Source organism: uncultured Dokdonia sp., assembly GCF_947492535.1.
Taxonomy (GTDB): domain Bacteria; phylum Bacteroidota; class Bacteroidia; order Flavobacteriales; family Flavobacteriaceae; genus Dokdonia.
In genome coordinates this window covers 85699-100549 of record NZ_CANLNH010000004.1, presented here as the reverse complement: position 1 = coordinate 100549, position 14851 = coordinate 85699, and the positions used below count along the sequence as shown (strand labels likewise).

The 14851-nt window shown below is 36.5% G+C and carries 11 protein-coding genes; 5 read left to right on the top strand and 6 right to left on the bottom strand.

From position 1 onward, the window contains the following. Positions 1-66: 66 nt before the first annotated feature. Entirely contained in the window at positions 67-1176 is a 1110-nt protein-coding gene (gene dinB / locus Q1A60_RS06820) for a DNA polymerase IV (protein WP_299764201.1), read from the bottom strand. 59 nt (positions 1177-1235) lie between these two features. Here dinB and Q1A60_RS06815 point away from each other — a divergent pair, with 59 nt between their 5' ends. Genes Q1A60_RS06815 through Q1A60_RS06795 form a run of 5 tightly spaced genes read left to right on the top strand, consistent with a single transcriptional unit; the run spans position 1236 to position 4468 of the window. Further along, entirely contained in the window at positions 1236-1868 is a 633-nt protein-coding gene (locus Q1A60_RS06815) for a hypothetical protein (RefSeq protein WP_299764203.1), read from the top strand. Continuing rightward, positions 1868-2536, top strand: a complete 669-nt coding sequence (locus Q1A60_RS06810) for an NAD(P)H-binding protein (protein ID WP_299764205.1) — start codon at positions 1868-1870, stop codon at positions 2534-2536. Before Q1A60_RS06815 ends, Q1A60_RS06810 begins: the two co-directional genes overlap by 1 nt. Next, positions 2526-3446 (top strand): CYTH domain-containing protein, encoded by a 921-nt coding sequence (locus Q1A60_RS21605; RefSeq protein ID WP_363322575.1) that lies wholly within the window; start codon positions 2526-2528, stop codon positions 3444-3446. The genes Q1A60_RS06810 and Q1A60_RS21605 overlap by 11 nt, the downstream gene beginning before the upstream one ends. A 20-nt stretch (positions 3447-3466) precedes the next feature. Beyond that, complete coding sequence (locus Q1A60_RS06800) at positions 3467-3967, top strand: YciI family protein (protein WP_299764207.1); 501 nt, start codon at positions 3467-3469, stop codon at positions 3965-3967. Positions 3968-3991: 24 nt separating this feature from the next. Beyond that, positions 3992-4468: a DUF4265 domain-containing protein gene (locus Q1A60_RS06795; RefSeq protein WP_299764209.1), complete on the top strand. Its 477-nt coding sequence runs from the start codon at positions 3992-3994 to the stop codon at positions 4466-4468. Between the two features lie 26 nt (positions 4469-4494). On the opposite strand, the gene Q1A60_RS06790 is transcribed toward Q1A60_RS06795, so the two are convergent. The 5 genes from Q1A60_RS06790 to Q1A60_RS06770 form a co-directional block, all read right to left on the bottom strand. After that, positions 4495-4959, bottom strand: a complete 465-nt coding sequence (locus Q1A60_RS06790; RefSeq protein ID WP_299764211.1) for an RES family NAD+ phosphorylase — start codon at positions 4957-4959, stop codon at positions 4495-4497. Position 4960: 1 nt separating this feature from the next. Next, positions 4961-5482 carry an antitoxin Xre/MbcA/ParS toxin-binding domain-containing protein gene (locus Q1A60_RS06785; protein ID WP_299764213.1) on the bottom strand — a complete coding sequence of 174 codons (522 nt, stop codon included), beginning with the start codon at positions 5480-5482 and terminating at the stop codon, positions 4961-4963. Positions 5483-5524: 42 nt separating this feature from the next. Next, a complete protein-coding gene (gene pbpC, locus Q1A60_RS06780) occupies positions 5525-7891 on the bottom strand; it encodes a penicillin-binding protein 1C (RefSeq protein ID WP_363322574.1) in 2367 nt (788 codons plus the stop codon). 279 nt (positions 7892-8170) lie between these two features. Then, positions 8171-8560, bottom strand: coding sequence for an endonuclease domain-containing protein (locus Q1A60_RS06775; protein ID WP_299764215.1), 390 nt, complete (start codon positions 8558-8560; stop codon positions 8171-8173). A gap of 265 nt (positions 8561-8825) precedes the next feature. Next, positions 8826-14432, bottom strand: coding sequence for an MG2 domain-containing protein (locus Q1A60_RS06770; RefSeq protein WP_299764217.1), 5607 nt, complete (start codon positions 14430-14432; stop codon positions 8826-8828). Between the last annotated feature and the right edge of the window lie 419 nt (positions 14433-14851).

Sequence of the window (14851 nt, the reverse complement as noted above, 5' to 3'; positions counted from 1 at the left end):
CGGCAAACTCAGTATAAACTTCTACGTCATAAATTCCTTGAAAGCGTATAAAGCATGATTATTTTTCTAAAACTCAAACCGTAATTGTACATCAATTTCCTTTTCTTCAGGTTCGGTTTTTGTTTTTTTCTTATCTTCTGTATTTAGATTAGAAAGTGAAATTCCCAACAAGCGAACACTATTTTTCATCTTTTCCTGATATAAGAGTCCCTTAGCAGTTTCTAGAATAATATCCTTAGACCGTATGTAATAATCAAGCGTTTTACTACGTGTCTGAAGTGTGAAATCAGAATATTTAATCTTAAGTGTTACCGTTTTTCCAGCCACTTTACTTTTTGATAAGCGCTTTTCAACTTCTTCTGCAATATGATCTAATCGTTCCATCATAAAAATTTCTGATGTAATATTTTCAGAAAAGGTACGTTCGGCGGCAAGTGATTTTCGAATTCGATTCGGTTTTACCTGACTGTATTGAATCCCTCTTACAATATCATAATAATAGGCACCACTTTTACCAAAATGTTGTTCCAGATATTCTCTGGACTTCTTTTTCATATCGAGTCCTGTAAAAATGCCTTTTTGATACATCTTTTCAGCTGTTACTTTCCCAACTCCATAAAATTTCCGAACATCCAATTCTTCTAAAAAAGGAATCACCTCTTCTGGAGGAATTGTTTTTTGACCATTGGGTTTATTAATATCACTAGCCACCTTAGCGATAAATTTATTGATACTTATACCCGCCGAAGCATTCAAGCCTGTTTTTTCTTTGATTTTTTGTCGTATCCATGTAGCAATTACCGTAGCGCTAGGCATTCCGACTTTATTTTCGGTTACATCTAGATAGGCTTCGTCTAATGATAGTGGTTCTACAAGATCCGTATATTCATGAAAGATTTCTCGTATTTGTTTAGAGACTTCATTATATCTAGCAAAATCAGAACGCACAAAAATAAGCTCAGGACATAATTTACGAGCCAAGACACCACTCATCGCACTTCGCACACCAAATTTACGTGCTTCATAACTCGCGGCACTTACCACACCGCGATCTCCACCACCACCTACAGCAATCGCCTTCCCTCGTAAACTAGGGTCATCTAGCTGCGCTACAGAAGCATAAAATGCATCCATATCTACATGAATAATCTTGCGTACGGGTAAGGAGGTTTCCATTACTTGCAAGGTAATAATTTTTGAAAATTGTTATACCTTGTAAATACCAATTTTCAGATATGAAAAAGTTATTATTATTACTATTACTATATAGTTATATGGGTTTTGCCTGTACTTGTAATCCTGTTAATAGAAAACCAATATTTAAAAAATTTAATGCATTTACTGAAATATTTCAAGGTCGACTTATTAAAAAAGAATTCAACACTTCTTCTCACTTAGTCAATTATTATCTCAAAGTAGAAGTAGCTTATAAAGGAGTCATCGAAAGTGAGATTTTTGTCATACAAACAGAAAGTAGTGCTGCAGCTTGTGGTCAATATATTGACGATGAATCTTCTTGGATCATTTATGCAACAAACGGATATACATCGGCTTGTGCTTTAAATATAAACATCACAAAACTAAAGGAAAAAACTAATTTTACAAGTATTGAAAAAACATACGATGAAATACACAAAAACCTTCTTGAGAATCTTTCTACTTTGAAAAACTCAAATATGATCGTAGAAACCAATAAAAAAGGAGATACTATAGCTTTTGGCAAACTTAATATTAATAAACAGCCAATAGGATGTTGGAAATATAACATAAGAGAGAATACACATACAACAACAAAAACCGAATACACAGAATATTATGATACTAATGGATGTTTAATAAAACATCCACCTTATAAAATTTGTAATTAATGCCAAAAACAGCTATCATATTAGGAGCAACAGGTCTTACAGGAGGCCTCTTAACAGGGCTTCTTATGAAAGATGCTAACTATTCTAAAATCAAACTCTTTACACGAAGACCTACGGGGTTTTCTGATCCTAAAATCGAAGAAATCCAATGTGATGTACTCGATCTTGAAGCTTCAAAAGACAATTTTACTGGCGATGTGATTTTTTGTTGTATTGGTACTACTAAAGCCAAAACACCAGATAGACACTTATACCATAAGATTGATTATGGCATCCCAATGGAAGCTGCCCAACTTGCAATAGAAAACAGCATAGATACTTTTTTAGTCATTTCTTCTGTAGGCACATCAGACAAAAGTACTTTTTTCTATGTACGTACCAAAGGAGAAATGGAACGTGACCTTTTAAAAATTGGAATTCCTCACACATACATTATGAAACCTGCTTTTATTAATGGTCGTCCAGATGAAGATCGAAAAGGTGAAAAAGGATTAAAACTTCTAATGAAGATTACCGACTTTTTTATGATGGGTCCGCTTAAAAAGTACAGATCTACCCACGCATTACAAATTGCAAGAGCCATGGCGTATCTAGGAATACATCCACATAAAAATGCCAACATTAGTAATGATCAAATCAAAACCTTAAGTCAACAGTATGAACCTTAATCAAGTCACTATCCCTTCGGTAGCTGTAGAAACGTCTGTAGCTTTTTATAAAAAAATAGGGCTTCACCTTATCGTACATGTGCCAGAACAATATGCACGTTTTGAATGCCCTAATGGAGAGAGTACTTTTTCTATTCATAAAGTAGAAAAAGTAGCTTTAGGCGAAGGGGTAATCGTCTACTTTGAAGTAGAAAATGTGGATAAAAAAGTAAAAGAATTAGAAGGACTCCAGCTACATGGAAACACAACAACTTTTGATCTTCTTCCTACTGATCAACCGTGGTTATGGAGAGAGGCTAGATTGAAAGACCCAGATGGGAATCAACTCATCTTATTTTATGCAGGTGACAATCGAAAAAATCCACCATGGAGAATAGAGGAAGATAAGGTTGAAACTATGGAAGATTCCCGCCTTCGCAGGAATGAAAGCAACTCTTTAGAAATCGAACGTAAATTTTTAGTGACTTTAGACGCTTTCAAAAAAGAAGCACATACCCAAACCCGTATCAAACAAGGATACCTCAGCACTGATCCTGAGCGTACCGTACGTGTTCGTATTAAGGGAGAGAAAGGATATCTCACCATAAAAGGAAAGTCAAACGAAACAGGTACGACACGTATTGAGGTTGAGGAAGAGATCGCTTTCGCGAAAGCGGAAACATTACTCAAACTTTGCCTTCCCGGAATCATAGACAAAACTCGATATGAAGTCTCCATAAATCAACATACTTGGGAAATAGACGAATTTTATGGGGATAATGCTGGATTACTACTTGCCGAAATAGAACTCTCTAATGAAAATGAATCGTTTACAAAACCCGCATGGATTGGAAAAGAAGTGACGGCTGATAAAAAATATTACAATTCTTATATTAGTATGCACCCTTTTAATACTTGGAATGAAAAATAACTAACATAACATCCTTCATTATGAAATCGCTTATCCTAATTTGTTGTCTATTATTTATGTGTATTTCTTGTGTTCAAAATACACCAGAGAAAGAAGATGTAATTCTTGAAGAAGAGATGGTTGAGAAAAAGGGTTCTGTCGCTTCTCAAATAGCGACATTAAAAGCAGATGGTTTTCAGATTTTTGATTATGTGGACCAAGCAACAGGAGATACGGTGATTATGCAACAGTATTTTATGGCGTTTTTAAAAAGCGGTCCCAATCGTAATCAATCGGAAGAAGAAGCAGCTAAATTACAAGAAGCACATCAAGCGCATTTAGGACGCATGTATGAGTTAGGATATGCAGATATTTCAGGTCCTTTTGGAGATGATGGAGATTTACGTGGTATTACTGTCTATAATGTTCCTACTCTTAAAATGGCAGATAGTCTAGCAAATCTAGATCCTATGATGAAAGCTGGAAGACTGATGGTTGAAATCAAACCTTGGTGGGCTGGAAAAGGGTATCCATTGCGGTAGTTATATGTTAAACCTAATTAAAGAATGACAAAAAACAAATACGAAAAGATTTTATTCAAATACCATAGCAATGTATTAGATGAATTGACCGTAGAAACGATGTGGGCAGAAGTAATAGATAAAAAGAGTGGTATTTATAAACTAGACAGTATTCCATTTTATGGACCAATGATTGCAACAGATGACGAATTTTATGCGGAATTTGACGAATCTGAACAAATGCTAACTTATCAAAAAACAACTAAATTTTCTGGAAATTCGATTGTATTAGTTGTTATCACTCAAGACGGATTTGATAAAGAAATCATTCGAGACCAATTTAAAGATTTGAATTGTACATCTGAAGGGCTAAATGACTCCTACTTTTCTATGGAGGTTTTGGAAAAAGTAGATTATTTTAGAATTAAAGAGATACTAACTGAATATGAAAAAGACGGAATTTTAGAATATGCAGAACCATGTCTTTCAGAAAAACATCAATTGGACGTAGCAAATAACTAGGTACAATATGGTTTACAATACCCTCATCACACCTCTTTAAGCAAACGCTTATCAAATATAATAGGAAGCTCATCTATGATTTTGACTTTAGAAAAATCTGGATGTCTTGGATTCAGCAACACATTCTCATCGATAGGATTAATTGCAGATGGCACCTTAAGACATAAAAATTCTGATTGTACTACAAATTGATCTCCAATATCTAAAACTGTAGGATGCTCTGATCTATGTACCCAATCTATTGGTAAATCATCTAATGTAATTTGTCCAATACTCATTGTATCAGGAAATTCTAGCACTGTAATTTTTAAATCTTTTGGAAATACATACGGCGGAATATGCACCAATTTTTCCAGCATCGCGAGTGAACTATTTCCAGCCGTATACAGCACTGAAGTCCCTCTACGATTCCATCTCCCTCCATAAAGGCGAGCGCCTTCTCCAGACAAATCCTGAGCATACTTCCCTTTTGCAATTCTATATACACGCATGCTACACTACAATACCATGAGCCATTCTATCCAATAGCGTTTCTACAGATGCTATCCCGTATTTTGTATCAAGCATAGACAATGGCGTTTGATTCTCAAAAGCGTAGTTAGGAATGTTAAGCCACTTTCTAAAATTTTCTTTGCTCTCAAAAAAGTCCCAACCTTTTTCAAATAAGATAGAAACTTCAAGAATGCGTTCTGTGTGAGGCGTAGATAATCGTTTTTTATCTTTATGTATACGTTCTAACGTACGTTCAGAAATATGAAGTAACTGCGCCAACTCTTGTTTTGAAAAATCAAATGCTTCTACGGCAAGTAAAAATTTTGGATACGATAATCCTTCTCTAGAAATATGAACTAATCGTAATGTAGAACGATCACTCAATGGATCATCACGCATCACTACTGCAGGTTCTGAAACTCCAGAAACTTCAATATCACTACCTGAAACCAAATTTTGAACAAGGTTTCTAGGTGTGTTATAAACCATATCATCACTCATGACATTTTCAATTTTATACAAATATATGAATTTTGTCGTAAATAAAACGACATTTTTACATATTTAAAATTTTGATATTTTTATTTGTTGTTTTAATTGATTCCCATCTGCATCCACCACAGTGATCATATAGTCTCCTTCTACAGGCAAAACAGCAAGTTCATGAAATGTTTCTGTATCTCCTATAAATGTATCGTTAAGGTACCAAAATACTTTCGTATCTGGATTACGATGTGCCAGTTTAAGAATAAGATCATTACGTTTACCATCAAAGTCCTTAGGCAGTATAACATCTTCATTTTTCTTTGGATATATAAAAGACATGGGTTGCTCTCCTAAAATAGTACAATCAGGATGCAGTGGCGGTAATTCTTTATAGTCAGGATGTTTATTTGCATAATAGTATGCTACAGCTGGGGACACCACAAATCGTATTTCAGATTTCATTTGATCCAATTCATAACACGCTGAATTGACACGGTAATTCCCAGAAGTAGTTACATAGATTTGTTTGTGATATGAGCAGGCTTCACTATGAATTCCCGCTTCTGGAGCTAAGATCATTTTTGTGTTTTGACAATAAATACTTGCTGCATCACCAGTATCTGAACAAACTTTAATTTCTGTAAGGGCATCATAAGGTGTAGCAAACCAACTTCCATCATTAGGTAGTTCACGTAATACATCAAAAAACAAAGGAGCCGCTGCTTGCATTCCTGTAATACCAGGTCTTCCTTCTCCATCAGCATTTCCTACCCAAACACCAATTGCATATTGAGGAGTCACTCCTACTGCCCAAGCATCTTTAAAGCCATAACTCGTTCCTGTTTTCCATGCAATAGGCTGTGCATCTTCATAAAATTGCCAGTTTTCTTCCCCAGTAGGTCTATTTACATTTCGTAAGGTTTCTAAAGTATTATAAATTGCTCCAGCATCATAAACAGGCGGATCCGAAAGAAGTTGAGTCGCTATCTCAGGATTCTTAGAGGTATATGAATACTCCTGAAAAGCAGTATGACTATACTCACTAGAAGAATTCGTGTATGTGTTTAAGGTATGCGCTAATCCAGCATAGGTTTTGGTCACTTCCCATAAACTACTTTCAGCGCCTCCTAAAATAAGTGACAATCCATAATAATTTGCTGATTTATCAATATGTGCCACTTCCATATCTTGTAAATCGCCATAAAATTTATCCAACCCATATTTCTGCAACATTCGAACAGCTGGTACATTAAGAGATCTTGCCAAAGCGCTACTCGCCGGAACTATACCCTGAAACTCTTTATCAAAATTTTGTGGTTGATAGCCATTAATATAGGTTGGAATATCAACCACTAAACTTTCTGGTAAAATGGTACCTGCATCCAACATTCCTGCATATAACAAAGGTTTTAATACACTCCCTGTACTTCTAGGACGTGTAACAATATCAACATCTTTATGATGCAACGCTGAAGTAGGCGCATTGCCCACATACCCAATCACTTCTTTTGTTTGCACATCCATCACAACAATCGCAAGGTTATAAATCTCATTTTGCTGTAATTGCAAATGATGTTCCTTCGCCAAACGATTCAATTGCAATTGCACATCACTATGAACTGTGCTTTTAATACGTTTTCCTTTATATTCTTTTCGTATACGCTCTGTAAGATGTGATGCTATTTGAGGTAATGGATAGGGTTTTCCAGGGAGTTCTTCTAAAATAGAAAGTTGATACGTAGCTTCATCAATAATCTCATTCTCCCATAACTTCTTTAAAAGTTGATTCCGCTTTCGCGAAAGCGTACCCTCATTTTTCCCAGGCCTAACCATCGCTGGATGATTAGGTAAGACCGCTAATGCTGCACTTTGCCCCCAACTTAATTGATGAGCAGGAAGTCCGTAATAACGCCAAGATGCTGTTTCTAGCCCTACGACATTTCCGCCAAAAGGAGCATACGTAGCATATAAATTAAGAATCTCATCTTTAGAATATCGTGTTTCTAAACGTGTTGCCTTTAGAAGTTCTATCAATTTTTCTGCATAGGTACGTTTTGTGTTTTTCCTAGAAAGCCGAATCACTTGCTGTGTAATCGTACTCCCTCCACGTCGCTTATCAGTCATGATATTACCATACAATGCTTTTCCCATGGCTACTGGATTAAATCCAGGATGTTTGTAGAAGTACTCATCTTCAAAAAGCAGCACACATTGCTCAAAACGATACGGTACACTATCTAATGCTGGAAATCGCCATTGCCCATCATCAGCGATACGGGCTCCCAATAATTCTCCTGTATGGCTTTCAACTACTGTAGATGTCGTTTCTTTAAATAGTGTTGTAGGCAAGCAAAACAACCAATACACAAACACCAACAAAAAAATCGAAAGCTTGATTTTATGCTTTTTAAGTTTTGTGATGATATGTTGTTTTGTGATTTTCACTTTTTATATAAACTATTTTTCATATTGTATTTTAGCCCCTTCCGATAATAGTTACGCTATCACTATTCTCTACTCCTTGTGCTACCCCTTCCGTCAATTGTTACGCTATCGCTTCTCAATCGCCACCTTCCCCTCACAGGGGAAGGAGCCACTTTCTAAGTGTTTTTTTTAGATCAGTTGTCAAATGCTATTTGCATTTGAATTCTAAAGAGCTCCCCTCCTTGAAAGGGAGGGGTGGCGTTCGCCTAAGCGAATGACGGGGTGGGTCCCTTCATAATCTTATTTTTCAACCTTTCTATTCTCTATAAAATGATCTTCTATATCTTTTAATACACTTTGCAACAAATCAAACACCATTTTATTTTCAAATCGAATCACTGTCAACCCTTTTGATTCTAGAAACTGTGTTCGTTTCTCATCTCTTTCTTCTGCAGTCGGATTTATATGTGGTTCTCCATCTAATTCTATAACCAATTTCTCAGAAGCACAATAAAAATCAACAACATAATGACCAACTCCGTGTTGTCTTCTAAATTTTCTACCAGACAATTTTCGCTCTTTCAAATGATTCCACAAAAACGCCTCTGCTGATGTCAGACTATTACGTAATGATTTCCTAAAATCTTTTGTATACACTGGATCATGAAGCTTTGATTTTTTACTTTTCAAAATTGTTCTTTATTCTTTTTAAATCTCACTTATCTCACTCTTCCTGTCAATTTACTGTTCTATCCCTTCCGTCAATTGTTACGCTATCGCTTCACTATTGCCACCCCTCCCTTTCTGGGGAAGGAGCTGCTTACAAATGTTATTTTGTTCTCAAACAGAAGTTATTTACTTCTGACTAAGCATTCTTTTTTAGAGCTCCCCTCCTTGAAAGGGAGGGCTGGCATTCGCCCAGGCGAATGACGGGGTGGGTCCCTTCATAACTATTTTACTTTTGAATAGTAACCCAAGCCCCTTTATTACGTGCATAATACGTGTTATCATACATCGCTTCCACTTGTGTGCCTGGCAAGTAATACCTTCCTAAATAGGACGCATTTAATCGCACAGTAAAGGTTTTAGTACTTGCCTTATTCATATCAAAATAGAAGTTAACACGGTCATCACGTATATCAGTATATCTAGCAGCGCCTTCTGTACCACCATTAGCATCTGTAAATCGTGTATTTACAATTTCCCATCCACTAGGGAAGATTTGTGTAAGTGCTATATTATCCACAAAATCACGACTATCATTACTAACACTGATTTTAGCAACAAATTCTTCTCCTTGCTTAAGGTTAGAGATATCAATACGGTCTCCATTTGTTCCTGCAAAAACTGTTGTTACTTTGAGTTTACTACTACTTGCTAACTCTTCTCCTAAAGGTAATTTGCCACTTTGTACAAGTCGTACAAATACTACATTATCTTTTGTGTTTTGAAGCGTTACTGTATTATTCCCGTCTTGTGTAGACAGTTCTCGTAAAGCAATAGCTTGTTGGGTTTCAATCGTCATTGCTTTTCCATCTTTGGTATATTGCAATTTAATAGACTTCCCTCCATTTTTAATGACCATTTTTGCCATGGCTAATAACGCATAACTCGTTTCTTGTGTACTTAACCAACGATCTGATGATAAGGTTTTAGCTATAGAAATAGCTAAGTCTTTTTGTTTACTATCTCCCATAGCCACCATGGTCTCTAATGCCATAGCACGATTACGGAATACAGAACCATAGGTATGGTAATTATATCTATTAGGCTGAAAGTCAATATTTGAAATAGACGCTAATTCTTCTGCTGCTTTTGCCTGACCTGCCAATGCATAGGCACCTGCAAGGCGCCATTTAGCATCATTACTTAGGTTTCTGTTTTCGCGTAAGCGGTTCATTGCAGCTAAGTCAGGTTGCCCAGCCAATGCCAGTGTATATAAGCGATAGGCTTGTATCAAGGTTGTATTATAAGCCGTTTGACCAGATCGCCACTCACGAGCGGCTTTTTTCTGAAAACGTAACCAATTACTCATAAATGTAAGTGGTAAGGCATATCCTTTTTTCTGCGCTTCAATCATAAAATGACCAGCATAATTGGTTCCCCATACATCAGCATTGGTTTCGCCTTGCCAATATCCTAAACCTCCATCTGCATTCTGAAAACGGCCTAGTCGCTCTATTCCTTTTTTGATATTTTCTTGTGCTTCTCGCTTTTGCTCATAGGTCAAATCAAAAATATCATCCATAAATAATTGTGGAAATGCACCCGAGGTGGTTTGCTCAACACACCCATGTGGATAACGTATCAAGTATTGCATACGTTTTGTGAAATCCATAGGAGGTAAGGTCGAAAATTCTATCGCCGACTCGTTAGATCCTGCAACGCCAAATGTTGTATAATCGATCGCTATGTTTCCTGAAGCAGGTAACTCATAATCAGTCATTTTTTGGGTGATCGGATTCGGATTCTCTACATCTATTTCGACTTGATAGGTCGCTCGTTCTCCATTTCCTTCGGCAATAATCTCTATGGTTTGGATATCAGTTACAGCCGTGACATCAAACTCAAAAGGAACAATTTGTTCTCCTATAGAAGCAAACCTAATAGTCTTGGTTGTGCCTTCTGTTGCTTTAAATGCTTCCGACGTTTTTACAGTGATTTTTGCTTGCTTCACTTTAGGCTCCATCGCAAATACCGTTACTGGTAATGTTACGTGTTCTCCCGGAGACAGTTTTCGCGGAAGCGAACCTAATACCATTAAAGGTTTACGTACAGGTACTGTTTTTTCTGAAGCTCCATAGGCTGATGCTTTATGATCGCCTGCAACGACCATTGCTCGTACCGAACCTACATAATTAGGCATTTGTAATGTATGTGTTTTGGTTTCATTTTCGCTTAAAGCGAAAGGGCCCAAATAGGTAACCACTGGTTTAAATCGTTCTGCTTTTCTATTTTTAGCAGCCGCAGCAGCATCACCTCCTCCAATCGCATAAATATTATCTACACTTCCAGAATAAGCACCAATCACATCATCAAACATATCGAACGTTTTTACGCCCAATGCTTCTCTACTATAAAAGTGTTTATGAATGGCAGGGGTTTTATAACGCGTCAAATCTAAGAGTCCTTCATCGACCACAGCAATAGTATAGGTCATCGCTTTTGCATTTGCCTCACTTACTTTTACCGTATAGGATGTTTCTGGTTTGAGCACATCTGGCATCGTTATTTTGGGCGTAAGGATCGTGTTCTGATCTTCTACCAGTAACGGAATCACTCCATACAAACGGATAGGCAAATCATTTTTGACTTGCTCATGCGCTTGTAGTAAAGAGATGTTTACATAGACATTAGGTGCCATTTCTGAAGTCACAGGAATCTTGAATTGTGTGTCGCCATTTTGTGTATCTACCCACCAACTGTCCAATACTTGAGTTCCATTTTCTAGGCTCACTAACGCTCGCGAACTATCACCTGAAGGGAACGTAATAGTTGCATCATCACCTACTTGATATTTTTCTTTATCTGAAGAAAACACGAGCATTTTTGCACTTTCTGAGTCGCTTTGCAATCCACTCCAATTACGATAGAAATAGGCTATACGACCCGTTGCATGTCCGCTTTCTGGATCGATTACTCGTATTAAGTAACGACCACTTTCTCTTTCTGGAATATTGACGGTAAAACTCGTCTTTCCATTACCACCCGTAGTTACTTTGAAATCTTTTACAGGTGTATGAATAGTTCCGGTTTCATATCGAGAATAGTTATCTCTCCCACGGCTCCACCACCATCGCCAACTCATTTTAAAGACTTTGACTTCTAAGGTTCTGTTTCCTGATGCTTTTCCTTGTGCATCTGTAGTCACAACATCAAACTCTGTATTGTCATCTGTAAAATAACTTCCATAGGCACGACCTTTAGGGGATTGTAATCCTACAAAATGATCAAAGGGTGCGATATCTTTACTCACCACATCTAATGAAAAATCCCCTCCACCTTCATAAGCTTTCGTCACAAACGTGGCTTTAAGCATTCCAGGCGCGCGTTTTCCTAAATCTAATTCTTTATTAATTTGTGTAACTCCTTCTTCATTTAATTGTCCATCCAATATGGTCAAATCAAACTGATCAAAACTGCGAATAGGATCAAAGAAATTATAGTTAGGATAGGTTTTAAATCCGCTATTAGAACTTCGTATCGTAGCGTCTGTTTTTATTTTTAGATTTCGTGCAGGAGCTCCATGTAACCATGCTACTTTTACACTCCCTTCTATATTATCACTAGCACTTATAATCTCATTTTCAAAGGCTAAATTGACTTTTAAGCGGTTGGGTTTTATCGTTTCAACTTTTAATGTCTTCGAGAAGCTAGCACCTCCCACACTAATCGTTGCATTCCAATTTCCTGTAGGCGCTGTGGGCGTAGTGGTAACAGGAAAATAATACACATTATTTACCGCCTTTCCAGTTCCGTTTTGTGAAGTTGTATTTGTACTTAATACTTTACGATAGGTGAGTTTTCCTCTCGCATCAGTGACTTCTAATTTTACAGGATGGTCTTTAGGTAATGGATTGTTAGCATCATTAAGGACAAACGAAAGGTGAATACTATCGCCTGGACGATGCACTCCGCGCTCTGCATAAATAAATCCTTTTAATCCTTTTTGTAATTGCTTTCCTGAGATGTCAAACTTACTCATAGAAAGTGCATTCCCATCTTCTATTTTAAGATAGGCGTAGTTTGCTCCTTTTTGAGCGACTGCAAATACCGCATATCCGTCGGGAGTTACTGTTGCAAGACCTGAAGCATCTGTCGTTACGGTTCCTATGGGTTGTTTTTGATAATTATATAAGGTAATTTTTGTATTGGCTTCTGGTGTGGTAGACACAATATCTGTCGCAGCAAAGTGATAGCTATTGTCTTTTCCTTTTTTAACGATCAGTCCAAGGTCAGAGCCTAAAATATTACTGCTTATAAATTTACTGTCTTGGTAGTATGCTGGATGACAAGGATTGTCTTCTTGTCTCCAATTATATACTTGATCTCGCCAACGATAGATTCGATTATCCCAATATTGCTCTTCGCGTTCATCTTCATCAGCACTCTCGGCTTCTACATAATCACCTTCATAATATTCATCTTCGTAATAATAATCGTCATAGGTATCTTCCTCTACCTGTGCATCATCATCTACACATTCATACGCCACATAGCTTTGCTTATAACTTATTTCTACACGATATAAAGCGCCTGGGTCTGCCTGAAACATGTTAGATAAATCTATTCCATGTACACGCCACTGACTATCACTGATATCTCCCGACTGAAAACTATTTTCTTGCAAGTTGATCGTTTGTTTGGCAACACGTCTTCCTACTTGTTTTAATCCGTAAGAATTGTTGCTACTCAAATTATTTTCTTGTAAATATTCTAGTACGTTATTCTCAAATATCTTAATAATACGCACATCAACATGGCTTAAATTAACCGATTCAAAATAGAACGGATTGCTACCTGAATTTGGTAAGATCACCCCATTTGTGATGGCACGTATGCCAGGTTTTAATTGCTCAAAAGAAACGGTTTCTGAAAAAGGTATTTTTAATTTATAGCCATCGGTACTTTTAATTCCTTGAAAAACTTCGACGAGTGATTTTCCTACAATCTTGTTTTCAGGATATACGTGAAGTACATTTCCATCTACTTCAAAGCGTAAGTCACCTGCGCGTTGTATCGCCACTAATCCTTTAAAGTTTTGATTTTCTTGTAAAGGATCCGAAAAATTAAGCGCTACCGAAGCATTTGCCCCTAACGTCTGATTAATATTTACAATTTTAAAATTATTACGTCCAGGAATCAGCACTTCATTATCACCTTCTGTCTCATCAGCACCAATCGATTTTCCACTCCATGAGACTTGAATCTTTGCATCTTCTTCTTCTCTGAGAATACTATCTATTTTAAATACGTGATATCGAGCTGCTTTTTTATCACTTAACCACGTTATGGATAATGGTTTTCCATTTTGAGTTGCGTTTATAAGTTGTTTTGCTTTCGCGAAAGCGATCACATCAGCACCCTCTATCTGACCTTCTAAATACTGATAACTTCTATCATACGACTGAAGCGCTCGAAGATCTACTTTAAAATCTGGTGTAATGGTTTTAAAATTAAAGGTATATGCACGCATCTCTTTTGGGAGATCATCATAGAGCTTGTCTAAAAGTAATGTTACCGAATACTCTGTATCAGGAGTAAGATGCTCATCGGGTATAAAAGTTAACGTACGTTGTCCAGAAACTCTCAATTTTCCTGATGTTTTAGGAATAATCTCAAAAACATCTGAAGGAATTTCTTGATCCAATTCAAACTGCGTTAATGCCTTTGCTACCTTTACATTAATTGGATTTGCTATAGATTGCCTACCACTCGTAGCATACGATATATACTCTTTGTATTTGAATAGGTTATCAGTGGGTTGATCAGCACCTTTTTTATCACAAGTGATCAAAAAAAGACTTAGTACTGCGGTGAGAAAAACATGGATGTTACGCATAATGATGGTGTTAGGTAGCCCTCTCTATCTTTTATTCTAAATTGAATAAAATTAGATAAACAGGTATTCAAAATATGCTACTAAAGATAACAGATTTTAAACGGATTAATATGAATTTAAAATGATGCTTTTTATAGATTGAGATTGGTCAATTCAACCTATAAAAAAAGGTATAGAAAATCGAGTGGTTTTTGAAATTATTTCTATTTTTTTTGATTCACTCCGAAATACTCCTTCCCATCCCTTTCTCATCTTTTTATTATTCCATAATACACACTATGAAATGCAAAAAATATTTTGAAATGAATAGAAATCAGTTATTTCTCATAGGAACCAAAAAAACAAAAATGATTTCATAGGGCTAACGTAACTGTTAAAATTTCTAGTATATGAATTTTAACATTTGTGACGGATTTAAC

Excerpts from the sequence above, each read along its gene's own strand:
- dinB (WP_299764201.1), bottom strand. The coding sequence starts at position 1,176 with ATGGAAACCTCCTTACCCGTACGCAAGATTATTCATGTAGATATGGAT.
- Q1A60_RS06815 (WP_299764203.1), top strand. The coding sequence starts at position 1,236 with ATGAAAAAGTTATTATTATTACTATTACTATATAGTTATATGGGTTTT.
- Q1A60_RS06810 (WP_299764205.1), top strand. The coding sequence starts at position 1,868 with ATGCCAAAAACAGCTATCATATTAGGAGCAACAGGTCTTACAGGAGGC.
- Q1A60_RS21605 (WP_363322575.1), top strand. The coding sequence starts at position 2,526 with ATGAACCTTAATCAAGTCACTATCCCTTCGGTAGCTGTAGAAACGTCT.
- Q1A60_RS06800 (WP_299764207.1), top strand. The coding sequence starts at position 3,467 with ATGAAATCGCTTATCCTAATTTGTTGTCTATTATTTATGTGTATTTCT.
- Q1A60_RS06795 (WP_299764209.1), top strand. The coding sequence starts at position 3,992 with ATGACAAAAAACAAATACGAAAAGATTTTATTCAAATACCATAGCAAT.
- Q1A60_RS06790 (WP_299764211.1), bottom strand. The coding sequence starts at position 4,959 with ATGCGTGTATATAGAATTGCAAAAGGGAAGTATGCTCAGGATTTGTCT.
- Q1A60_RS06770 (WP_299764217.1), bottom strand. The coding sequence starts at position 14,432 with ATGCGTAACATCCATGTTTTTCTCACCGCAGTACTAAGTCTTTTTTTG.